The sequence below is a fragment of the Paraburkholderia sp. RAU2J genome (assembly GCF_003634845.1).
In the GTDB taxonomy this organism is placed as follows: Bacteria; Pseudomonadota; Gammaproteobacteria; order Burkholderiales; family Burkholderiaceae; genus Paraburkholderia; species Paraburkholderia fynbosensis.
This window is the reverse complement of record NZ_RBXG01000001.1, coordinates 1312408-1334510: the sequence shown is the minus strand read 5'-3', so window position 1 is coordinate 1334510 and position 22103 is coordinate 1312408. Positions and strand designations below refer to the sequence as shown.

The 22103-nt window shown below is 62.5% G+C and carries 21 protein-coding genes; 13 read left to right on the top strand and 8 right to left on the bottom strand.

The features are described from left to right. Nucleotides 1-107 precede the first annotated feature (107 nt). On the bottom strand, nucleotides 108-386 hold the full coding sequence (locus tag B0G69_RS06255) for an HU family DNA-binding protein (protein ID WP_006050811.1): 279 nt from the start codon (nucleotides 384-386) through the stop codon (nucleotides 108-110). A 410-nt stretch (nucleotides 387-796) separates the two neighbouring features. On the opposite strand from B0G69_RS06255, the gene mnmC reads away from it, so the two are divergent. Further along, nucleotides 797-2776, top strand: a complete 1980-nt coding sequence (gene mnmC / locus B0G69_RS06250; protein WP_121316111.1) for a bifunctional tRNA (5-methylaminomethyl-2-thiouridine)(34)-methyltransferase MnmD/FAD-dependent 5-carboxymethylaminomethyl-2-thiouridine(34) oxidoreductase MnmC — start codon at nucleotides 797-799, stop codon at nucleotides 2774-2776. A gap of 739 nt (nucleotides 2777-3515) precedes the next feature. On the opposite strand, the gene B0G69_RS41330 is transcribed toward mnmC, so the two are convergent. Beyond that, nucleotides 3516-3707 carry a hypothetical protein gene (locus B0G69_RS41330; RefSeq protein ID WP_199731277.1) on the bottom strand — a complete coding sequence of 64 codons (192 nt, stop codon included), beginning with the start codon at nucleotides 3705-3707 and terminating at the stop codon, nucleotides 3516-3518. On the opposite strand from B0G69_RS41330, the gene B0G69_RS06245 reads away from it, so the two are divergent. The 6 genes from B0G69_RS06245 to B0G69_RS06220 all read left to right on the top strand — a co-directional run bounded on the left by B0G69_RS06245 (nucleotide 3655) and on the right by B0G69_RS06220 (nucleotide 10039). Continuing rightward, nucleotides 3655-4869 (top strand): cation:proton antiporter, encoded by a 1215-nt coding sequence (locus B0G69_RS06245; protein ID WP_121316110.1) that lies wholly within the window; start codon nucleotides 3655-3657, stop codon nucleotides 4867-4869. The genes B0G69_RS41330 and B0G69_RS06245 overlap by 53 nt on opposite strands. Before the next feature lie 105 nt (nucleotides 4870-4974). Then, nucleotides 4975-6090, top strand: a complete 1116-nt coding sequence (locus tag B0G69_RS06240) for a YbdK family carboxylate-amine ligase (RefSeq protein ID WP_121316109.1) — start codon at nucleotides 4975-4977, stop codon at nucleotides 6088-6090. Nucleotides 6091-6623: 533 nt separating this feature from the next. Next, complete coding sequence (locus tag B0G69_RS06235) at nucleotides 6624-7262, top strand: MarR family winged helix-turn-helix transcriptional regulator (RefSeq protein WP_121316108.1); 639 nt, start codon at nucleotides 6624-6626, stop codon at nucleotides 7260-7262. Between the two features lie 126 nt (nucleotides 7263-7388). Beyond that, nucleotides 7389-8102: a glutamine amidotransferase gene (locus tag B0G69_RS06230; RefSeq protein ID WP_121316107.1), complete on the top strand. Its 714-nt coding sequence runs from the start codon at nucleotides 7389-7391 to the stop codon at nucleotides 8100-8102. 72 nt (nucleotides 8103-8174) lie between these two features. After that, complete coding sequence (locus B0G69_RS06225; RefSeq protein WP_121316106.1) at nucleotides 8175-9287, top strand: NADH:flavin oxidoreductase/NADH oxidase; 1113 nt, start codon at nucleotides 8175-8177, stop codon at nucleotides 9285-9287. A 221-nt stretch (nucleotides 9288-9508) separates the two neighbouring features. Further along, nucleotides 9509-10039 carry an SET domain-containing protein-lysine N-methyltransferase gene (locus B0G69_RS06220; RefSeq protein WP_121316105.1) on the top strand — a complete coding sequence of 177 codons (531 nt, stop codon included), beginning with the start codon at nucleotides 9509-9511 and terminating at the stop codon, nucleotides 10037-10039. A 61-nt stretch (nucleotides 10040-10100) separates the two neighbouring features. On the opposite strand, the gene B0G69_RS06215 is transcribed toward B0G69_RS06220, so the two are convergent. Together B0G69_RS06215 and B0G69_RS06210 are read right to left on the bottom strand one after the other, a co-directional pair. Beyond that, nucleotides 10101-11606: a sensor histidine kinase gene (locus tag B0G69_RS06215; RefSeq protein ID WP_121316104.1), complete on the bottom strand. Its 1506-nt coding sequence runs from the start codon at nucleotides 11604-11606 to the stop codon at nucleotides 10101-10103. Between the two features lie 134 nt (nucleotides 11607-11740). After that, nucleotides 11741-12427, bottom strand: coding sequence for a response regulator transcription factor (locus tag B0G69_RS06210; RefSeq protein WP_042327201.1), 687 nt, complete (start codon nucleotides 12425-12427; stop codon nucleotides 11741-11743). Nucleotides 12428-12589: 162 nt separating this feature from the next. On the opposite strand from B0G69_RS06210, the gene B0G69_RS06205 reads away from it, so the two are divergent. Continuing rightward, complete coding sequence (locus B0G69_RS06205) at nucleotides 12590-12814, top strand: DUF3717 domain-containing protein (protein ID WP_121319136.1); 225 nt, start codon at nucleotides 12590-12592, stop codon at nucleotides 12812-12814. 105 nt (nucleotides 12815-12919) lie between these two features. Here B0G69_RS06205 and B0G69_RS06200 read toward each other — a convergent pair whose 3' ends face one another. Beyond that, nucleotides 12920-13210 (bottom strand): 4a-hydroxytetrahydrobiopterin dehydratase, encoded by a 291-nt coding sequence (locus tag B0G69_RS06200; RefSeq protein WP_121316103.1) that lies wholly within the window; start codon nucleotides 13208-13210, stop codon nucleotides 12920-12922. Nucleotides 13211-13311: 101 nt separating this feature from the next. Next, complete coding sequence (gene phhA / locus B0G69_RS06195; RefSeq protein WP_121316102.1) at nucleotides 13312-14214, bottom strand: phenylalanine 4-monooxygenase; 903 nt, start codon at nucleotides 14212-14214, stop codon at nucleotides 13312-13314. A 146-nt stretch (nucleotides 14215-14360) separates the two neighbouring features. Between phhA and B0G69_RS06190 the strand changes: the two genes are divergently transcribed. After that, on the top strand, nucleotides 14361-14852 hold the full coding sequence (locus B0G69_RS06190) for an Lrp/AsnC family transcriptional regulator (RefSeq protein ID WP_121316101.1): 492 nt from the start codon (nucleotides 14361-14363) through the stop codon (nucleotides 14850-14852). A gap of 66 nt (nucleotides 14853-14918) precedes the next feature. Here the strand turns inward: B0G69_RS06190 and B0G69_RS06185 are convergent, their stop codons facing one another. Continuing rightward, nucleotides 14919-15455 (bottom strand): class IV adenylate cyclase, encoded by a 537-nt coding sequence (locus B0G69_RS06185; RefSeq protein WP_121316100.1) that lies wholly within the window; start codon nucleotides 15453-15455, stop codon nucleotides 14919-14921. 314 nt (nucleotides 15456-15769) lie between these two features. Then, nucleotides 15770-16669, bottom strand: coding sequence for a LysR family transcriptional regulator (locus B0G69_RS06180; protein ID WP_121316099.1), 900 nt, complete (start codon nucleotides 16667-16669; stop codon nucleotides 15770-15772). 142 nt (nucleotides 16670-16811) lie between these two features. Here B0G69_RS06180 and B0G69_RS06175 point away from each other — a divergent pair, with 142 nt between their 5' ends. From B0G69_RS06175 to B0G69_RS06160, 4 genes are all read left to right on the top strand, one after another. Beyond that, nucleotides 16812-18362 (top strand): CoA-acylating methylmalonate-semialdehyde dehydrogenase, encoded by a 1551-nt coding sequence (locus B0G69_RS06175; RefSeq protein WP_121316098.1) that lies wholly within the window; start codon nucleotides 16812-16814, stop codon nucleotides 18360-18362. A gap of 106 nt (nucleotides 18363-18468) precedes the next feature. Beyond that, complete coding sequence (locus tag B0G69_RS06170; RefSeq protein ID WP_121316097.1) at nucleotides 18469-20184, top strand: GMC family oxidoreductase N-terminal domain-containing protein; 1716 nt, start codon at nucleotides 18469-18471, stop codon at nucleotides 20182-20184. 342 nt (nucleotides 20185-20526) lie between these two features. Next, nucleotides 20527-21306 carry an ABC transporter ATP-binding protein gene (locus tag B0G69_RS06165; protein ID WP_121316096.1) on the top strand — a complete coding sequence of 260 codons (780 nt, stop codon included), beginning with the start codon at nucleotides 20527-20529 and terminating at the stop codon, nucleotides 21304-21306. After that, nucleotides 21303-22061 (top strand): ABC transporter ATP-binding protein, encoded by a 759-nt coding sequence (locus B0G69_RS06160; RefSeq protein ID WP_121316095.1) that lies wholly within the window; start codon nucleotides 21303-21305, stop codon nucleotides 22059-22061. The genes B0G69_RS06165 and B0G69_RS06160 overlap by 4 nt, the downstream gene beginning before the upstream one ends. The last annotated feature ends 42 nt before the right edge of the window (nucleotides 22062-22103 follow it).

Genomic DNA, 22103 nt, shown 5'->3' with positions numbered 1-22103 from the left:
ATGCGATCAAAAAGGCCGCGACGTGTGTCGCGGCTTATCCCGCGCACAACGCGCAGCCGAAAAAAAACCCGCCGTTGGCGGGTGTCAACTGCCTGGCAGCAATCTGCTTAGCGCTTGTTGACCGCGTCCTTGAACGCCTTGCCTGCCGTGAACTTGACGGTCTTGGCTGCCGGAATCTTGATGGTTTCGCCGGTCTTGGGGTTACGCCCCGTACGCGCTGCGCGCTTGCCCGAACCAAAGCTACCGAAGCCAATCAACTGGACCGCATCGCCTTTCGACACAGACTTCTTGATCACTTCAAGCAACGTGTCCAGCGTTTCACCGGTTTGAGCCTTGCTGGCGCCCGTCTGTCCTGCGACGGCGTCGATCAGTTCCTGTTTGTTCATTAAGGTTCCTTTCTGAGTTTAGGTTGATACGAACAGCGCGAACGCGCCGATTATACGTGCGCGGCCGCGCCGTCGAGCAGCTACGGCTCCGGATCCCCCGGATCCGGTAGCACAGGACAGATGACTGTCCATTGGCCGTGCTGCCGCTCAATTCGCGGCGCTTGCTATGATAGCGCAGCGCAAACCCAATCAGGATAAGGGTTTCGAAGAATTGCGAGGTTCGAGCGTCGATCTGGCGAGGAAAACGCGATTTTGCGCTCAACGACCTCTCACGGAGGGCTGAAACCCAGTAGGGACGGGGCTTGGCGTTGGTTTTTGCCAACGTTCGGCGCGTCTTTTTCGCCGTCCGGCGAGCTGCGCGCGCTGGCGGTAACGTTAGAACCGCTCTTGCGAGCGTCATTTTCCGACGCATGACCGATCCGCTGATCCCCGCTGTCCTCGCTTTTCGCGACAACGGCACCCCGTTTTCACCGTTCTACGACGATATCTATCACAGCGCCGTGGGCGGTCTCGAACAGGCTCGCTATGTTTTCCTGAACGGCAACGCGCTGCCCGAACGTTGGCAAGGCCGCCGCACTTTCACCGTGCTCGAAACCGGCTTCGGCATGGGCATCAACTTCCTCGTGACGTGGGCCGCATGGCGCGCCGATCCGGCGCGATGCGAGCGGCTGCATTTCGTTTCGACCGAGAAGCATCCGTTTACCGTCGCCGATCTGCGCAGCGTCTATGCGGCGACCCTGTCCGATCCGGCGGTGGCAGAACTGGCCGATACGCTCGCGAACGCATGGCCGATGCTCGTCCCCGGCACGCACCGGCTCGAATTCGAAGAGGGCCGCGTCATGCTGACGCTGGTGCTGGCCGACGCGCTCGACAGCTTGCCGGCCTTGCGACTGCGCGCCGATGCGTTCTATCTCGACGGCTTCGCGCCGGCCAGAAATCCAGAGCTCTGGTCCCTGCCGGTTTTCAAGGCGCTCGCTCGACTGGCGGGCGAGGGCGCCACGTTCGCCACCTACAGCAGCGCCGGCGAGATTAAACGCGCGTTGACGCAATGCGGTTTCGAGTATCGAAAGATCGACGGCTTCGGCTGGAAACGGGCGATGCTGGTCGGCCACTTCGCGCCGCGCTGGCGCGTGCGCCGCTACGAGCCACCCGCCCCGCTCGCACTCGGCGAACGGCATGCGGTGGTGATCGGCGCAGGGCTTGCGGGCAGCGCGGTCATCGAGCGGCTTGCCGCGCGTGGTTGGCGCGTGACGTCGCTGGAGCGGCATGCGTCGGTCGCGCAGGACGCGTCCGGCAATCCCGCCGGCGTGTTCCACCCGATGATTTCCCGCGACGACAGCGTCGCCTCGCGCGTCACACGAGCCGGCTTTCTGTATGCGTTGCGGCGCTGGGCCGAACTCGAACGGCTCGGTCATCGACCGTTGCGCGGCGGCCCAGGCTTGCTGCAGATCGCCGCGGACGACGACGAAGCTCGCGCGATTGGCGACGCGATCGCTGCGTTCCGCTATCCGTGCGCGTACGTGACGCCCGTCTCGGCACAAGACGCTCGACAACTCGCCGGCATGCCGCTCGTACGCGGCGGCTGGTTTTTCCCACAGGGAGGCTGGGTCGATCCGACGTCGCTTTGCGCCGCACAGTTCGCCGCGGCGGGCGGGTTGCTCGAACGCCGCTTCGGCGTCGAGGTCGCCCGGCTGGAACGGTCGGGCGATCAGTGGACCGTCTTCGACACGGCGGGCCAGGCCGTCGCGCGCGCGCCGGTGGTGATCGTCGCGAGCGCGCACGATGCAGCGCGCTTCGCCGGCTTGCAGCATGCGCCGACGCGCAGCATTCGTGGCCAACTGACGTTGCTACCCTCGGGCACCGCGCCGTCGCCCGCGTTGCCGGTGATCGGCGAAGGCTACGCGGTGCCGCTTGCCAACGGCGTCACGTTGACGGGCGCCACGTATGAACTCGACGACCCCGAGACGTCGCTGCGCGCGAGCGGTCATCTGGAAAACCTCGAGCGCGTCGCGCAGATGCTGCCGGCGTATGCCCCGCTTGCCGCCTCCGCGGGCGATCCCGCACGGTCGGCGGCGCTGGCCGGACGCGTCGCGTTTCGCTGCGTCACGAGCGACCGCATGCCGATGATCGGCCAACTCGCCGACGAAGGCGAAGCGGCCCGCGATGCGCAGCGTCTGCGCGGTGCATGGCCGCTCGATCTGCCGCGCATGGAAGGCGTCTACGGCGCGTTCGCATACGGCTCGCGCGGACTGGTGTGGGCAACGCTAGGCGCCGAACTGATCGCGTCACAAATAGAAGGCGAGCCGTGGCCGCTCGAACGCGATCTGGCCGAAGACATCGATCCCGCCCGTTTCCTGCTGCGCGCATTGCGGCAGGGAACGGTCGGCTAACGGTTAACCGGAGGGCCGGCCCACCCGTCAACCGTCGGGATACGCACGTATACGCGTCGACAGAGTTATCCACCGAAGGGTGTGGATAACCATGCTGTTAACCCGCGCAAGTCGTGTGGACCCGTTGTGGACGTAAACGGGGTAACTTTCTCCGCGCCGAAAAGCGCAAAAAGTTACTCGCGTATACGCGCTGCTCCCGCACATGCTGTGCATCCGGTTATGCCGTCGGCAAACCAATGATTCGCTTCGGTAAACATGAGTTATCCACAGAAACCGAGGCAGCTTGTTAACTGTTACTACGTATACATACAGTAAACCTGTAAACAGCAAGGCCAACGCTGGAGACGCGGTCATCGGTGTGGTAATCCCCTTCGAACCAACGCGAAAACTTCTGCGGCAATGTCCTCAAAAGCACATACGCGGCGTCCAATCTGACGGTTAACTCGACAGTCTGCTGCGGTAAAAAAGTCGCTTTTTCCCGGTGGCACGGAGATAACGTACGTTTTTACCGTTTTGCCAGCATGTTCGTGTGTTTTCGGTCAAGGCTGAAAAAGCTATGGCACAATCGCCGTTCTTTTCGCGTCGTGCCTGGTCTCTGGCGGCACACGCGGCAACGGAACGGTGCCGCTCAATCAGAATCTGATTCAAAGTCGACGGCGTTCTTCGCCGTTTCGTTTGCTACAGCCTCATCCTTGAATGTGCCTGCCTCTTTCGCGGCTGCAGCGCATTCAGATTCAGATCATCCGATCAATGAAAACTCGCAACGCTGGCCATGCGAAGCGATTGCGATGGTGAGCGCCTCACGCGCGCCCGCCTGTTCGCCGGTGTTTGCGCCGGTTCGTGTCGTCCGCCGTTGCTGCAAAGGAGAACCCATCACGATGAATTCGGCGTTTTCATTTTTTCCAGCCTGGCCGCTTTCACCCGACGCCATCTTTTGGGCTGGTCTCGCCTTGCTTGCCGCAGGTCTGTGCGGTGAGCTGTGCTATCGCGCGTGGCGTTTACCGCGCATTTCCGGCTATGCGGTCATTGGCCTGATTGCCGGTGCGGCCGGCTTCGGCGTGATCGATGCGGATTCCGCAATGGCCGCGCGTCCGTTGCTCGACGTCGCGCTGGGTCTGCTGCTGTTCGAACTCGGAAGCCGGCTCGATCTGCGCTGGATCCGCCGCAATCCGTGGCTGATCCTGTCGAGCGTGGCCGAAGCCACGCTGACTTTCGCCTTCGTCCTGCCGGTGTTGCTGTTCCTGAACGTGCCGCTGATGGTGGCGATGGTGCTCGCTGCGATTGCCATGGCAACGTCGCCCGCGATGGTCATCCAGCTCAAAACGGAATTGCGCGCAGAAGGCCAGGTGACCCAGCGTCTGCTGACCTTGACCGCGCTGAACAGCATGTATGCGGTCGTGATCGAAAAGCTCGTGTCGAGCTGGCTGCATCAGGAGGTTTACGGCAATGTTTTCGCGACGATCCTGCAACCGCTTTACCTGCTGATCGGCTCGCTCGTGCTCGCGTATCTGCTTGCGCGCACCTGCACGTTTTTCTATCGCCGGCTGAACATGCAGGACGAGCATTCGTTCGTCGCGCTATTCGGCCTCGTGCTGCTGGCGATCGCCGTCTCGCATCTGTTCAAGCTGTCGACCATTCTTGCGCTGCTGGCCGCCGGCATCATCGTGAAAAATCACGAGGCGCGCCCGCAGTTGTGGCCGCAGCATTTCGGCACCGCCGGCTGGCTGTTGACCGTGATTCTGTTCGTGCTCACGCTGACGTCGTTCGAATGGCGGCACATCGCGCTCGGCGGTGTCGCGGCGCTGGGTCTGATCGTTGCTCGTCTGATCGCGAAGCTGATCGGTGTCATGGCGTTCGCCAAGCCGAGCGGCTTGAACTGGAAGCAGGGGGCGGCGCTTGGTTTGTCTTTATCGCCAATGTCGGCGCTTGCCTATCTGCTGGTCGACGATACCTACAACCTTTATCCGAATTTCGATCCGCAATTGCGGGCAATCGTGATGTGTTCGATTTTCGTGCTGCAGATTCTCGGGCCGTGGCTCGTCTATCGCAGCCTCGCGCTCGTCGCTGAACGGCGCGAAGAGTCAACGCGGTAAGCGCCTGCCGCGCGCTCGCGGCAGGCGACGTTTCATTCAACTCATTCGATTCAAAAGCGGCCGGGCAAGTGACAGCTACCCGGCCGACCTGACTCAGGGGACGCCATGTCACTCGAACCCTTCATCGATTCGAAACCGTTTACGTTTGGTGTCGAACTCGAGATGCAGATCGTCAATACGCATGACTATGATCTGACCAAAGCCGGCACGGATCTGCTGCGTCTTATCAAGGACGAAAAGATCCCCGGCAACATCACGCCGGAAATCACCGAGAGCATGATCGAGTTGTCGACCGGCATCTGCACGACGCACGAGCAGGCGGTCACCGATTTGCACAAGATTCGCGACACGCTGGTGTCCGCGGCCGATCATCTGAACGTCGGCTTGTGTGGCGGCGGCACGCACGCATTCCAGCAATGGAGCGAGCGGCAGATCGTCGATACACCGCGTTTCCAGTATCTGTCAGAGCTGTACGGCTACCTCGCGAAGCAATTCACGGTGTTCGGCCAGCACGTGCATATCGGTTGCCCGGATCCGAACAGCGCGCTGTATCTGCTGCATTCGATGTCGCGGTTCATCCCGCATTTCATCGCGCTGTCCGCCTCGTCGCCGTTCGTGCAAGGCGTCGATACCGGATTTCATTCGGCACGCCTGAATTCCGTCTTTGCGTTCCCGTTGTCGGGCCGCGCGCCATTCGTGCTGACGTGGGACAGCTTCGAGGAATATTTTTCGAAGATGGTCCAGACCGGCGTGGTCAACAGCATGAAGGATTTTTACTGGGACATCCGGCCGAAGCCTGGCTTTGGCACGATCGAAGTGCGCGTGATGGATACGCCGTTTTCGGTCGACCGCGCCGCGGCGATTGCGTGCTACATCCAGACGCTCGCCCGCCATCTGCTGCTCGACAAGCCGATCGCGCCGAAGGAAGACGACTATCTCGTCTACACGTTCAACCGTTTCGAAGCATGCCGTTTCGGTCTGGCCGGCGTCTGCATCAATCCGCAAACGGGCGAACGCAAGACGATTTCAGAGGACATCCTCGAAACGCTCGACCTGATCGCACCGCATGCGCAGGCGCTCGGCTCGGCCCATGCACTCGCCGAAATCGGCGCAATCGCGCGCGGGCAGGTGAATGACGCGACTTGGTTGCGCGGTGTGTTTGCGCAGGAAAAGTCCCTGCACGAAGCGGTTCGGCAGCAGTGTTTGCAATGGCGAGCCTAGCTCTGGACGGCATTGCGCAGCTCGGCCATCAAAAAAAACCCGCTTCGCGCGGGTTTTTTTCGAAATTTATTTGCGCTCGCGGCCTTCAAGTTTTTCCAAAGTTTACGTATACCAACCTAGTAGCCGTGCGCGTGCATCGCATGAGGCTGTGGACAACTGAATAATTCCCTGCAAAGTCAACATGCTGCGAAAAGCATAACCAGAGCGGCTGGGCGCGCATCGGCGCGTTGAACGAGGACTATTCCGGTGCCGTCCAGCCCGCCCCGAATGCGCGCCAGGAATCGATGCGCATGCTGTCCACGTGTTTTCCCAAGGTTATCCACAGATAGCACTGGATAAGTTAGCTGTACGATTTGCCGCTCTCGCATAGAATGTTGTTTCACCGCCTCGGGATTGCTAGGCGGTAAATTTTTGAGATAGAGAAAACGGTTTCGTCCGCCCTTGGGCGAAGCTACCCCACACAAGCTACGGGCGAAGTCGGCAAGCGGTTCACCGGCGGCGTCCTAAAGCTGTAAATAAACGAATCGAAGATTATGAGCGAAGGCGTATACGGAGAACAGGCAGCCGGGCGAGTGACCCATAGCCTATTGCGATTGAGCACGGCGATGCGAAGCCAGGCCTGGGAATGGGCCGAAGGCGCGGGTCTCACGCCGACTCAGGGCGAAATCCTGGTCTTGTTGATGCAACGCAAGGGGCCGATGCGCCTCGGCGAAATCGCCCGTGAAACGGCCTTGACCGCCGCCACCACCAGCGACGCGGTCAGCACGCTTGAAACCAAAGGCCTCGTCGAAAAGCGCCGCGCCCTCGACGACGGCCGCGCCCTCGCAGTTCGCCTGACGGCGCGTGGGCGCACGGCTGCGAAGCGCGCCGCGCAATGGCCGGACTTTCTGGGCAAGGCGGTGGGCACGTTGCGTGACGACGAGCAGGCCGTTTTCTATCGCACGCTGCTCAAGACGATCTATCAACTCGAGGCGCAAGGCACGATTCCGCCGCACCGCATGTGCCTCAGCTGCACGCACTTCGAGCCGAGCAAGAATCCGAAGAAGACGCCGCATTACTGCGCGCTGCTCGACATGAAGATGTCCGATACGGATCTGCGTCTCGACTGCTCGGTGCATGAAACCGCCGACGTCGCCACCCAGAAGAAGACCTGGAAGATCTTTGCGCAGTAAGCGCTTTCGTCCAGGACAATCCGCTACACTGCCAAGCCGGCTTCAGCGGGCGGTATTCCTCGCCAGTCAGCCGTCTGGCGCCGTGTAGCGGCAAGTCTTTAGTCAACCTGAAGGTGGGGCAGGCCGATGAATCGCGAAGTACTGGCCATTCGTCATGTGCACTTCGAGGATCTGGGCAGTCTTGAGCGAGTGCTCGGTGAGCGCGGGCGCCCGGTCCGTTATCTCGATGTAGGCTTCGCCCGAATCGAGGCGCCGAACCCGGTTGCCGCGTCACTGATGGTGGTGCTCGGCGGCCCGATCAGCGCCACCGACGACGCGCTTTATCCAACGCTTGTCCCGTTGCTGTCGCTGATCGAAAAACGCATCGCGGCCGGATTGCCGACGCTCGGCATCTGCCTCGGCGCTCAACTGATCGCGCGTGCGCTCGGAGCGCGCGTCTATCCCGCGGGCCATACCGAACTCGGCTGGACGCCGCTCACGCTGACCGATGCCGGCCGCGCATCGCCGCTGCGTCATCTGGATGGCGAGCATACTTCGATGCTGCATTGGCACGGCGACACCTTCGATCTGCCCGATAACGCAACGCGTCTCGCATCGACGCCCGCCTGCGAAAACCAGGCGTTCGCCTGGGGTGACCACGTGCTGGCCTTGCAGTGCCATCCGGAGATTCGTGCCGATCGCTTCGAGCCCTGGCTGATCGGTAACGCGGGCGAGCTTGCCGGTCATGGCATCGACCCGCGTCGGTTGCGGGCCGACACCGCGCAATTTGGTCCCGCGCTCGAAGCCGCCACCTGCCGGATGTTCAGTGAATGGCTCGATCAGGTGGAAGCCAAAGCCTGACCGACGGTACATGCAGTAAACCGCTCACGGTGCTATGCTCGATCGCTCTCGGGCTTTCACTGGGCGTAATCCATGAGCGCGCTTTTTTCTCCGCTCACGCTGCGTAGCGTGACGCTTCCCAATCGTATCGTCGTGTCCCCGATGTGCCAGTATTCCGCCGAACGTGGCGAGGCGACAGCTTGGCATATGCTGCACCTCGGCGGTCTCGCGTTGTCGGGCGCCGGCATGCTGTTCATCGAGGCCACCTCCGTCGAACCGGACGGCCGCATCACGCCGAGCGATCTCGGCTTGTGGGACGACGCCACCGAAGCCGCGCTCGCGCCGGTGCTCGCGGCGATCCGCAAGCATTCGCATATCAAGGTGACGATGCAGTTGTCGCACGCCGGGCGCAAGGCGTCGAGCCATGTGCCATGGGAAGGCGGCCAGCTGATTCCGGTGGCGCAAGGCGGCTGGCTGCCGCACGCGCCCTCCGCATTGCCGCACAAGGCGGGCGAAGAGCCGCCGCTCGCGCTCGATACAGCCGGGCTGAACCGGATTCGCGAAGCGTTCGCGGCCTCTGCGCGACGTGCCGCGCGTCTCGGTGTCGACGCATTGGAAGTGCACGCAGCGCACGGTTATCTGCTGCATCAATTCCTCTCGCCGATCGCCAATCAGCGCGACGACGACTATGGCGGTTCGCTCGAAAACCGCATGCGCTTTCCGCTCGAAATCTTCGATATCGTGCGCGCCGCCTTTCCCGCCGACAAACCGGTCGGCGTGCGTGTTTCGGCGACCGATTGGGTCGAAGGCGGCTGGACGCTCGCGGACACGGTTGCTTTCGCGCACGAGTTGAAAAAGCGTGGTTGCGACTGGATCGACGTGTCCTCTGGTGGCGTGTCGCCGTTGCAGAAGATTCCACTCGAGCCGGGTTATCAGATTCCGTTCGCGAAGGCGGTCAAGCAGGCCACGGGGCTGACCACCATCGGCGTCGGCTTGATCACCGATCCGCTGCACGCCGAGCAACTGATCGAAGCAGGCGACGCGGATCTGATCGCGCTGGCTCGCGCGTTGCTGTACAACCCGCGCTGGCCTTGGCATGCCGCAGCGCAACTCGGTGCGACGGTCGAAGCGCCGCCGCAATACTGGCGTTCGCAACCGCGCGAGCAGAAAGCGCTGTTCGGCGACATTTCCTTCGGACAACGGTGAAGCTAGCAGCGCAGGTTGCGCGAGCGCGTTTCTTTGACGGTTGAACGAAGCCGTCTTGAGCGTGTAGGATGCCGGATGTGGCGCATTGCGCGTCGCAAGTCGACGCGGCGCTCGCAAGGCGCCGCGTTTGCTATCCGCGTCAGAAAAAAGCAGCGCGTCAGACGCGGGCAATTCAAGCGGCTGCCGGACTTCACCCCCAGTTCTTCACAAGGATTCATTCAATGAGTTCACGCAGGATCGCCGTGCGCCGTTCGGGTGTGCACGGCAAAGGCGTGTTTGCCGTCGAACCGATTGCGGCCGGCGAGCGGTTGATCGAATACAAGGGCGAGCGGATCTCCTGGAAAGAAGCATTGCGCCGTCATCCACATAATCCGGCCGAACCGAATCACACATTTTATTTCGCGCTCGATAGCGGCAAGGTGATCGACGGCAAGGTGAACGGCAACAGCGCGCGCTGGATCAATCACTCCTGCGCGCCGAACTGCGAAGCCGAGGAAATCGACGGCCACGTCTACGTGCACGCGTTGCGCGATATCGCGGAAGGCGAGGAGGTTTTTTACGACTACGGCCTCGTGATCGACGCGCGTCGGACCAAGAAGCTCAAGAAGGAATACGAATGCCGTTGCGGCGCTCGCAAGTGCCGCGGCACGATGCTGGCGCCGCCGGAGAAAGAGAAGAGCGCGGGCAAGGCCGGCCAGTCGGCGAAAAAGGCGGGCGTGAAGGCGTCGGAGAAAAAAGCGAAAAAGAAGTGACGCAGGGGCTGCCTGGGCTGCTCTCTCGTGTCACTGAGTTCAAAGCAGCCCGCTAACACCGTTACATGTCGATCGGCGCCGAGTGCGCCGATTTTTTTGCCTGGCGGCGTGGCTCGGCGTCGGTGGTGTCGCTCTGAACGACGATCGGCACGAGTGGAATCCGCACGATGAAACGTGCGCCGCCTTCTGGCGCGTCCTCGTAATGCACGCTGCCGCGATGCAGCACCATGATGTCGTGGACGATCGCGAGACCGAGACCCGCGCCGCTATCGACACCGGCGTCGCTCTGACCGTCGCCGCGGAAGAACCGTTTGAAGAGGTCGGCCTGCTGTATACGCGGCACGCCCGGCCCGTTATCTTCGACCACGATCTCCGCCATGCGCAGATCGTCGATCGTCGTTTGCGACACCGTCACCGTGATGCGGCTGCCATCGAAGCGCGACGGCGGTACGTACTTGAGCGCGTTATCCAGCAGATTGGCGATCACTTCGTGCAGCAGCACCGGATTGCCGCGCGCGATCAACGGATGATCGTTGTCCGGGTCGTCGAGGCGCTGGAAGCCGAGGTCGACGTGGAAGGTCAGCGCGCGCGGCACCCACTCCGCGCCGGTATCGAACGCGAGCGCGGCCATGTCTACATTGACGAAGCGGGCCGCCTGTTCGCCCGGCTCCGCGCGCGCCAGCGAAAGCAACTGATTCGACAGTCGCACTGCGCGGTCGGCCGCGGCGCGCAGCTCGCGCACCGCGGCGAGCGTCTGCTGCGGATCACGCGCGATCGCCGCCTGTTCCGCATGCAGCTTCACGGCGGTAAGCGGCGTGCGCAATTGATGCGCGGCATCGGCGATGAATTTGCGCTGTCCGTCGAGCGCAGTTTTCAGACGGCCGAGCAGCGCGTTCAGGGCGCCCGTCAGCGGCCGGATTTCGACCGGCACATAGGTTTCGTCGACCGGTTCGAGCGACGTGTGCGTCTGCCGGTTCAGCGAGTCCGCGAGATCGGTGAGCGGATTAAGCTGCTGATTGACGACCCGCCAGACAATCACCCAGCCCGCCAGCAGCAGCAACAGCAGCGGCATCATGATCGCGACGAGAAACTCGGCGGCGATGCGAAAGCGGTGATGCACCGGCTGACCCACTTCGACGACGATCGGATTGCCGCTCGGCTGATCGACCCGCACCTGTGCTACGCGCACCGTCACGCCTTTGTGCTGCGTTTCGAACACGTACGCGTAATGCATGCGGCGCACGCTGGTGCCTTGCAGCGGCAGGTTGTGATCGCCGGCGATTTCGGTCTCGCCGTCACTGATCCGGTAGACGAGTTGTTCGACCGGATCGGAGAACATCGCCTGAGCGAGCGGCGGCACGGTGATCGGCGCATCCGGGCCGGCAATCTGGATCTGTTTGGAAATCGCGGTGGCGAGGTCGGCAAGCGAGCGGTCGACGACATGCTGCGTGTACTGCCAAGCCAGCCAGTAAGCGATCAGGCCGCTCATCAGCGCGAGCAGTGAAAGAGGTGCAGCGAGGCGCCGCAGCAGCGTGCGGCGCAGACTATTGGCGGCCGGCTGGGGCATGATCGAACGCGTGGGAAAGTGGCAACGGCGTCGTGCGCCGTGAAATTCGCCGGATGCCGGCGAACTGCGCACGGAGTGCGCGGCGCCGGCCCGGCACCGTCAGGCCGCAGTCGAACTTGCGGCCTTCATGACGATTATGCGGCCTGGCGGATTTCCTGCAACAGGTAACCAAAACCGCGCACCGTGACGATTTCGACACGACAGTTCTCGAGCTTCTTGCGCACCCGGTGCACATAGACTTCGATCGCGGTGTCACCGAGATCGCCGCCGAAATGCGTCAGGTGATCTTGCAGTTGCGCCTTGCTGACCACGCGGCCATGACGCAGCAGCAGCATTTCGAGCACCGCGAATTCACGCGGCGACAGTTCGAGCGGCTTGTCGTCGTTGAAGATGCGGCGATCGACGCCCGACAAACGCACACCGCCCAACGACACTTCCGGACGCGGCATGTCGCCGTGCGGGCCGCTGCGGCGCATCACCGCGCGGATGCGCGCTTCGAGTTCAGCCGGTTCGAACGGCTTCAGCATGTAGTCGTCGGCGCCGGAATTCAGGCCTTGCACGCGGTCGTGCAATTCGTCGCGCGCGGTGAGGATGATCACCGGCGTGTGGCGATTGCTCTGCCGAAAGCGCGAGAGCAGTGTCATGCCGTCGATGCCGGGCAGACCCAGATCGAGGATCACCAGCTCGTGACGGTTTTGCGTGAGGGCCTGTTCGGCGAAAATGCCGTCGTGGACCATGTCGACGGTGAAGCCGGCTTGTTCGAGACTGCTTTGGATGCCGCGTGCGATGGGGCGGTCATCTTCGATCAGAAGGAGTCGCATGGAATTCGCTCAAGTACAATGGGTTTAGGCGTTTGGGCAAGCGGTTCGCCGGGGCGCCTGCTGCACAAAGGCAGCGTGCGGCGTGGCCATGCCGGATTGGCGGGAACGGGCCACGAAGCAGCCATCGAGCCGCCTTCAGCGCTACTGAGCGATCACGAAGTCATGTCCGATATATCCATTCACGAACTGGAAGCCGCGATCAACTTCTGGCGCGCCCGCTCACCTTCGAGCGGCGACGAACTCGTTCTGTGCAAGGAGGCAAGCGCGCTCTCCAAGCCGTATGCGCTGCTGATTGTACAGCGTCAACAGACGCTATCGCCGGATCGTTTGGACGGGATTGCGAGGCAAGCCTGGGAAACTTACGTGCGCCTTAATAATAGCCTGTAGAACTGAAGGATTAAACGCGGGATTGCCTGCATTGTCCTTTCATTTGTGCGGGATTGTTCAACGCGTGGCAGGTAAACCCGCGTGAAACGCCGTAGATTTTTTGTATTACGCGGTAATGCTGTCGATGAACGAAGCCAATTCGATGTCGCGAGCGGTGACGCCATCGGCTTCATGCGTGGACAGCGTGATATCCACCTTGTTGTACACGTTGAACCACTCCGGGTGGTGATCCATTTCCTGCGCCTTGATCGCCACGCGCGTCATGAAGCCGAACGCTGCGTTGAAGTCTGCGAACTCGAACTTGCGCTGGATCGCGTCGCGCTCCGCGACGGTTTGCCAGCCATGCAGTCGAGCCATCTGCGCAGTGCGCTCTGCGGAAGTCAGTTTCTGAATCATGCGTTACCTCCTCGATCGGAACGCGCGCCGGCGGGCGAGCGCGTTCACTATTTTTTCACGGATGCGAAGAACCCGCTGCCGATGCAGCCGCGCTGGCGACGTCAAACGTCGCCGTCGGCTCGCCAGCCTTCCTGCGAACCACGCGTGATGATGCGGTCGTTCCCGAGCACGTCGCCGGCCAGGAAGGCCGGTTCGGCTGCAAGTCGCGTAAGCAGCGCGGCGAAATCGGTTTGCGCGACGCTGAACAGCTGCTCGAAGTCATCGATCACGAAGTAGGTTTTCTGGAACGTGTCGATGCGATAGCGCGTGCGCATCACGCGCTCCAGATCGAAGCGCAACCGGTTCGGCGCCGCGCTCTGCTGGCTGTAAAGCGTCTCGCCCTTGCTCGACACGATGCCCGCGCCGTAGATCTTCACACCGTTCGGACTCGCCGCGTCGCGGATCAGGCCGAACTCCACTGTGTACCAATAGAGCCGTGCAAGCAGCGGCAGCGCGCCGGCGTCGTTGGCCGCGAGTGCGGCGCGGCCGTACGCGTGCATATAGTCGGCGAATATCGGGTTGATCAGCAGCGGCACGTGGCCGAACAGATCGTGGAAACAGTCCGGCTCCTGCAGATAATCGAGCTGGTCCGGACGACGCACCCACCACGTCACGGGAAAGCGGCGGTTCGCCAGGTGCTCGAAGAACACCTGATCCGGCACGAGACCGGGCACGGCGACGATTTGCCAGCCGGTGGCCGGCGTCAGCTTCGCGTTGATTTCATCGAAGGAAGGCACGCGGTCGGCCGGCATGCCGATACGCTCGACGCCCGCGAGGAACGCGTCGCAGACCCGGCCTTCGAGTAGCGCGGTCTGGCGGGCATAGAGCTGTCGCCATACCGCGTGATCGACTGCGCCGTATCGGTCGGTCGGTTGATCGATGGTGAAATCGGCGCGGGTTTCGAGGCCGGCGTCGAATTGCTCTTTCAGCCTGGCGGTGTTGGCGGTGCTGGTTGCTGTTGACATGGGTGCTGCGCCCGACGGCGATGACAGTGAAATCGATGATGCGAGTGTAGAGCGGCAAGTGCGCGGGAAGGGCGCAATGTTGGCGTTTTTAGCCATTGATATGCAATAATCGTGCATTAGACGGCGATTAAATGCGGACAATTGACATGTTGGAACTCGATCACTTCGATCTCGCACTGCTCGACGTGCTGCAGCGCTTCGGCCGGGCCACGCATCAGCAACTGGCCGAGCAGGTGCCGCTGTCACCATCGCAGATTGGACGGCGTTTGCAACGGCTGGAACAGGTGGGCGTGGTGGACGGCTATCGCGTCGTGCTACGGCCAGAGAAACTCGGGCTCGGCGTCACCGCTTTCACGAGTTTGAAGTTGAAGCACCACGGCGACTCGATCATCGAACAATTCCAGCAACAGATTGACGTGTTGCCTGAAGTGCTCGAATGTCATGCAGTGGTGGGGGACGCCGATTACCTGTTGCGCATCGTCGCGCCCGATCTGAATTATCTGTCGACCTTCGTGATGAAGAAATTGATGCGCGTACCGGGCGTCGACAGCGTGCGCTCGAATATCGTGCTGACCACCTTCAAGCGCAACGGGCCGCTGCCGCTCGGTCATCTATCGCCGGGATCGTCCGCTGGCTGAGGTGGGCGGCACGCAGAGCCGGGAAGATTTCGACGCGGCTCGCGTTGCGTGACCTTTGCGTGACCTTTACGCGACCTGCTTCGACTCGCCTTCCGGGTTCAGCAGATCGACATACGCCACCGCCACCAGATCCGCTTCCGCGACGCCCAAGCGCTCGAACATCGCGTGGGCTTCGGCATGGCCGCCTTCCTCGTCGTCGTCCTGGGCGAGCAGCACCTCCAGTTCGACGAAGTCGCCCAGACCGTCGACGCGGTCCAGATGAATCCGCGTGCGCCCGGTCAGATACACATGCCGTTCCTTGGTGACGATGCCGCGCGTGGTCAACGCCGTGGCGAGCAGCGCGTGCATCGCTTCGGGATTGGTCACGGGGCTGCGCGTGTAATACGACGCTTTCGGGCCGTCGCGATCGTCGCGCTGATAGAAGATCAGTTCGGCCGGCGTGCCGTCGTCGAACTGGCGCAGTTTCAGACGGCCGCGCGGCACGTCGTAGAAAAAGTCCTGCTGGCGGAAGATCAGCGGCGCGTCCGTCGCGAGCTGCGCCGCGCGCTCGCGCAGTTGCTCGAAATGCTGGGCGCGGGCTTTGATTTCGATGTTGCGTGCCATGTCAGGCTCCTGTCGAAGGATGGCGTGGTCGGCGGCTTCTGGTGTTGCCGGGGCGAAGCTGCCGGGAAGGACAAAGTCATGCGGAACAGAAAACGATGCGGGGTCGGCTTGTGAGCGCGAACCGCCAATCTAACAAAAACCGCGTGACGGTGTCGTTTCGGGAGGAAATGAATCGTTGAGCGAGTGCAGGGCGCGAGAGGCGGTTACCAGCATCGCTTGCACCGACGAGCGTTTAGCGCCTCGCATCCATCTGGCATTAGCGCGACTCATATCGCAGCCGCCCTGTCGCATGCGGCCTGCGCGCACGCCGGCATTCAGGTCGCCCATTGCTGCTCGATCAGCTTCAACGCCGCGGCAATCGCCGGTTCGTCCTTGCGTTCCTCGAGCGTGACAAAGCTGAGCTGGGTCGGCACCGTAATCCCGTCGATGATGGTCAGCGCGTGCGCATGTGCTTCGGCGATCGCGGTGGCGTCGCGTGCGAGCGTGAGCCCGACCCCGGATTTCACGAGATCGAGCATCGACGGCTCCTGATCCACTTCCGCCACCTTGACCGGTTTCACCCCGGCCTCGCCGAAGCAGCGCGACAGCAGGCGGTTGTGCGCGGACGCGGGCGGCGTCCAGATCCACGGCAGCGCGGCAAGCGAGCGCCAGTCGCGCGCGCCTTTGACACGGTCTTTCCAGCCGGCCGGCGCCAGCACGCGATACTGGAAGTGGGTGAGCGTGAGCGCGTGGAACGCGGGGCCGTCGCGCGGTTCGTCGTCGGACGGCAGGCCGATGTAGTAGCCGACATCCAGTTCGCCCGCGCGAATCTGCTCCAGCACCCAGCCCGACATGCCGTGCCGCAAGGCCGTTTCGATATGCGGCCAGGCCTCCACCAGCTGCTTCAGAAAGCCGCCGAGGCGCAGGAACGCCGGGTCGAGAATCGTGCCGATCCGCAAGCGGCCCCGAACTTCGTGACGCAGCGACTGCGCGGCCCGCTGCACATCGGCCGCCGCGCCGAGCGCGCGTTCGGCATGGGGCAGCAGCGCCTGACCGTCGCGCGTGAGCGAGAGGCCGTGCGAAGTCCGCGTGAACAGTGTCACGCCGAGCGTCTCCTGCAAATGCTTGATTTGCAGGCTGACGGCGGGTTGGGTGAGGTGAAGCTGCACTGCGGCACGCGTGAGGTTGCCCTCCCGCGCCACGGTGACGAAGGCCCGGAGCAGAATGAGATCCATACGCTGATATTAGCGCGGCTTATAGCGCAGTTGAGCATTACTCATTGGATTTGTCGCACCGAAGCGCCGTACGCTGGGCGTTCAGCACGCCTTTGACGCGCCTCGCGCGGCGGGCGGAAGATTTCACAGGACGAGGAAAGACATGAGCGAGACACTTCAGGGCGAGACTACCCGCAGCGCAAGCACCACCACCAGCGGCGCGCGCGCGCTGACCCATTTCATCAACGGCAAGCCGATCGACGGCACGAGCAGCCGTTTCGGCGACGTCTTCAATCCTGCGCTCGGCAGCGTGAGCGCGCGCGTGCCGCTTGCGAGCGTCGCGGAAGTGGACGCCGCGGTCGCTGCTGCCCGAGCCGCCTTTCCCGCGTGGAGCGAAACCGCGCCGATCAAACGGGCGCGCGTGCTATTCAAGTTCAAGGAATTACTCGACCGCCATCACGACGAACTGGCCGAACTGATCACGCGCGAGCACGGCAAGGTGTTTTCGGATGCGAAGGGCGAGGTGATGCGCGGCATCGAGATCGTCGAGTTTGCCTGCGGCATACCGAATCTGTTGAAGACGGACTTCACCGATCAGATCGGCGGCGGCATCGACAACTGGAATCTGCGCCAGCCGCTCGGCGTGGTGGCCGGCATCACGCCGTTCAACTTCCCGATGATGGTGCCGTGCTGGATGTTCCCGGTCGCGATTGCGTGCGGCAATACGTTCGTGCTGAAGCCGTCGGAGCGGGATCCGTCGGCGTCGAACCGGCTCGCCGAATTGCTGAAGGAAGCCGGCTTGCCCGATGGCGTGTTCAACGTCGTGCATGGCGACAAGGTCGCGGTCGACGCGCTGCTCGTGCATCCGGAAGTAAGCGCGTTGTCGTTCGTCGGCTCGACGCCGATCGCCGAATACATCTACACGGAAGGAACGAAACACGGCAAGCGTGTGCAGGCCTTGGGCGGCGCGAAGAATCACCTCGTCGTGATGCCGGACGCCGATCTCGATCAGGCGGTCGATGCGCTGATCGGCGCCGCATACGGTTCCGCGGGCGAGCGCTGCATGGCGATTTCGGTCGCGGTCGCGGTGGGTCATATCGCCGATGAACTGATCGAGCGGCTGACGCCGCGCGTGAAGAGCCTGAAGATCCTCAACGGCATGGAGTCCGCAGCCGAGATGGGGCCGTTGGTGACGGCAACGCATCGCGAGAAGGTGGTCGGCTATATCGATGCGGGCATCGAGGCGGGCGCGAAGCTGGTGGTCGACGGACGCGGTCATCAGGTTGCGGGCCACGAGAAGGGCTTCTTCCTCGGTGGCACATTGTTCGACGACGTGTCGACCGACATGAAGATTTATCGCGAAGAGATTTTCGGGCCCGTGCTGTGCGTGGTGCGCGTGCCGGATTTCGCTTCCGCGGTCGAACTCATCAACGCCAACCAGTTCGCCAACGGCGTGTCGTTGTTTACGTCTGATGGCGGTGTGGCGCGGGCATTCTCGCGGCAGATCGAGATCGGCATGGTGGGGATCAACGTCCCGATTCCGGTGCCGATGGCATGGCATTCGTTTGGCGGATGGAAGAAGTCGCTGTTCGGCGACCATCATGCGTACGGCGAAGAAGGCGTGCGTTTTTATACGCGCTACAAGAGCATCATGCAGCGCTGGCCAGACAGTATCGCGAAGGGCGCCGAGTTTGCGATGCCGGTCGCCAAATAGTCAGGCCGGTTGCGTTCGCACGCACAGAAAACACAAATAGAGCCTGACGCCGCGGCCGCATGAGAACAATGCGGCCGCGCGAAAAAAAGCTTAGGAGACTGAAGCGATGAGCCACACCGAAAGCACGCATGCGGCCGCCCGGCGGCTGGAGGGCGAATTCGACTACATCATTGTCGGCGCGGGAACGGCCGGTTGCGTGCTCGCCAATCGGCTGACCGAAGATCCGGACGTGAGCGTCCTGTTGCTGGAAGCCGGCGGCAAGGACGATTACCACTGGATTCACGTGCCGGTCGGCTACCTGTACTGTATCGGCAATCCGCGCACGGACTGGCTTTATAAAACGCAGCCGGAAGCCGGTCTGAACGGACGCGCGCTGTCGTATCCACGCGGACGCGTGCTAGGCGGCAGTTCGTCGATCAACGGCATGATCTACATGCGCGGCCAGCGCGAAGACTACGACGAGTGGGCGCGCGTGACCAATGATGCATCGTGGTCGTGGAACGCGGTGCTGCCGCTCTTTAAACGCAGCGAAGACCATCATGGCGGCGCCAGCGAGTCGCACGGCGCGGGCGGACCGTGGCGCGTCGAAAAACAACGCCTGAAATGGAAGATTCTCGAAGAGTTTTCGAAGGCCGCGCAGCAGAGCGGCATTCCCGCCACGGACGACTTCAATCGCGGCGACAACACCGGCGTCGGCTACTTCGACGTCAATCAGAAACGCGGCATTCGCTGGAATGCGTCGAAAGCGTTCCTGCGCCCCGCACTCAAACGTCCGAATTTGACGATCATCACCGGTGCGCATACCCAGCGCGTGGTGTTCGAAGGACGCCGTTGTTGCGGCGTCGAATATCGCGGCGACAACACCGACTATCTCGCGAAGGCGCGCTGCGAAGTCATCCTCAGCTCGGGCGCGGTGAACTCGCCGCAACTGCTCGAACTCTCCGGCATCGGCGACGGTGCGCGTTTGCAGAATCTGGGCATCGAGGTCGTCAAGGATTTACGTGGCGTCGGCGAAAATCTGCAGGATCATTTGCAACTGCGCATGGCCTATAAAGTCGACGGCGTGCGCACGCTCAACACGGCGTCCGCACATTGGTGGGGCAAGCTGATGATCGGTGTGCAATACGCGTTGCTGCAAAGCGGGCCGATGTCGATGGCGCCGTCGCAACTCGGTGCGTTCGCCAAATCGGATCCCGCCGACCGTTCGCTCATGCGACCCGATCTGGAGTATCACGTGCAGCCGCTTTCGCTCGATCGCTTCGGCGAACCGCTGCATCGCTTCAATGCGTTCACGGCGTCGGTGTGTCAGTTGCGGCCGACTTCGCGTGGCAGCATCCACATCGAATCGGCCGATGCGTCGGCGCCGCCGCTGATCGCGCCGAACTATCTGTCCACCGATTACGATCGCCACGTAGCCGCCAACGCGTTGCGTCTCACGCGCCGCATCGTGTCGGCGCCGGCGCTCGCACGTTATCGGCCGCAGGAGATCTTGCCGGGCATCCAGTATCAGACCGAGGAGGAACTGCAGCAGGCCGCCGGCGCGGTCGGCACCACCATCTTCCATCCGGTCGGGACCTGCCGCATGGGCACGAGCGATGATCCGGCCGCGGTGGTCGACAACCGGCTGCGCGTGCTTGGCGTCGACGGACTGCGCGTGGTCGACGCATCGGTGATGCCGAACATCACGTCGGGCAACACGAACTCGCCCACGCTGATGATTGCCGAACGTGCGAGCGACATGATCCGTGAAGATCGCCGCGCTCGTGTGAGCGGCAATGTCGCGCAGCAAACCAGCGCGGCGCCTTCTATGTCCGCTGTGTGACAAGGCAGCGTTGGAGCGTCAGCACGGTCTATGGTATGAGACATCGGTCATGTTTGCCGAACCGGCGTCTCACGAACCGCCGTCTCACGACCGTTCCCGTACGCGTGGGCCGCGCCGCTGGCCGCGCACAGGACGGACACGCTTCACTAAGTGCAAATCCCAATGAATGCGCTGCATCATTGGCGCGACAATGGCAGCGATGCTGCGTGCCGCGCCATGGATTACCGTCCGGATTGGTGCACCACGCCAACGAGCGGCAAGGGGTGCCGCCGTCATAACAAGTCGCGCAAAGCTTTGCGCGGAAGACCGTAATGCTTCGCCTTACTCCGTATGGAAGGGAACATGATTCTCGGCGATACGATTCTCGAAACGCGCGGTCTGACTCGCGAGTTCAAAGGCTTCATCGCCGTGAACGGGGTGAACCTGCGCGTGCGCCGTGGCTCGATCCATGCGCTGATCGGCCCTAATGGGGCGGGCAAGACCACCTGCTTCAACCTGCTCACCAAATTTCTCGAACCGACTGCGGGTCAGATCGTTTTCAACGGCGTCGACATCACGCACGAGCGTCCGGCGCAAATCGCGCGGCGCGGCATCATCCGTTCGTTCCAGATTTCCGCGGTATTTCCGCATCTGACAGCATTGCAGAACGTGCGCATCGGTTTGCAGCGCTCGCTTGGCACGTCATTCCACTTCTGGAAGAGCGAGCGCACGCTGCGCCAGCTCGACGACCGCGCCATGGATCTGCTCACCCAGGTTGCCTTGACCGATTTCGCCGATGTGCCGACCGTCGAACTGTCATATGGCCGCAAGCGTGCGCTGGAAATCGCCACCACGCTCTCGATGGAGCCTGAACTGATGCTGCTCGACGAACCGACCCAAGGCATGGGGCATGAAGACGTCGACCGCGTCACGGCGTTGATCAAAAAAGTATCGAGCGGCCGCACCATCCTGATGGTCGAGCACAACATGAACGTGATCGCCGGTATCTCCGACACGATCACGGTGCTGCAACGGGGCGAGGTGCTCGCCGAAGGCAGCTACGTGGAAGTGTCGAAGAATCCGCTCGTGATGCAAGCGTATATGGGCAGCGCCGACGCGGCGCTCGCCGGAGCTCACGCATGAATACGATTGTCGAGCGCGAAGGCCTCGAAGTGAGCGGCACGGGCGATGCCGCGCCCGCGCTGGAGATCGCGGGCTTGCAGGCGTGGTACGGGGAGTCCCACATCCTGCATGGCGTCGATCTGACGGTGCACCGCGGCGAAGTGGTCACGCTGCTCGGCCGCAACGGCGCGGGCCGCACCACCACGCTGCGCGCGATCATGGGGCTGACTGGCCGGCGCACCGGTTCGATCCGCATCGGCGGACGCGAAACGATCAACTTGCCCACGCATCGCATCGCGCATTGCGGCATCGGTTATTGCCCGGAAGAGCGCGGCATTTTTTCGAGCCTCTCGTGTGAGGAAAATCTGCTGCTGCCGCCGCCTGTCGGCGACAAGGCGCACATGATGTCGCTCGAAGAAATCTATTCGATGTTTCCGAATCTGCAGGAACGCCGCATGAGCCAGGGCACGCGCCTCTCGGGTGGCGAGCAGCAGATGCTGGCGGTCGCGCGAATTCTGCGCACCGGCGCGAGCCTGCTGCTGCTCGACGAAATCTCGGAAGGACTCGCGCCCGTGATCGTGCAGGCGCTTGCTCGCATGATCGTCACGCTCAAGGCGCGCGGGTATACGGTCGTGATGGTCGAACAGAATTTCCGTTTTGCCGCGCCGCTTGCCGATCGCTTCTACGTGATGGAGCACGGTTCGATCGTCGAGCACTTCGAGGCGAACGAACTCGAAGGCAAGATGCCGGTGCTGCACGATTTACTGGGCGTATGAACCTATAGCCACGCGCCCGATTGCCTCTGATAACCACAAGCG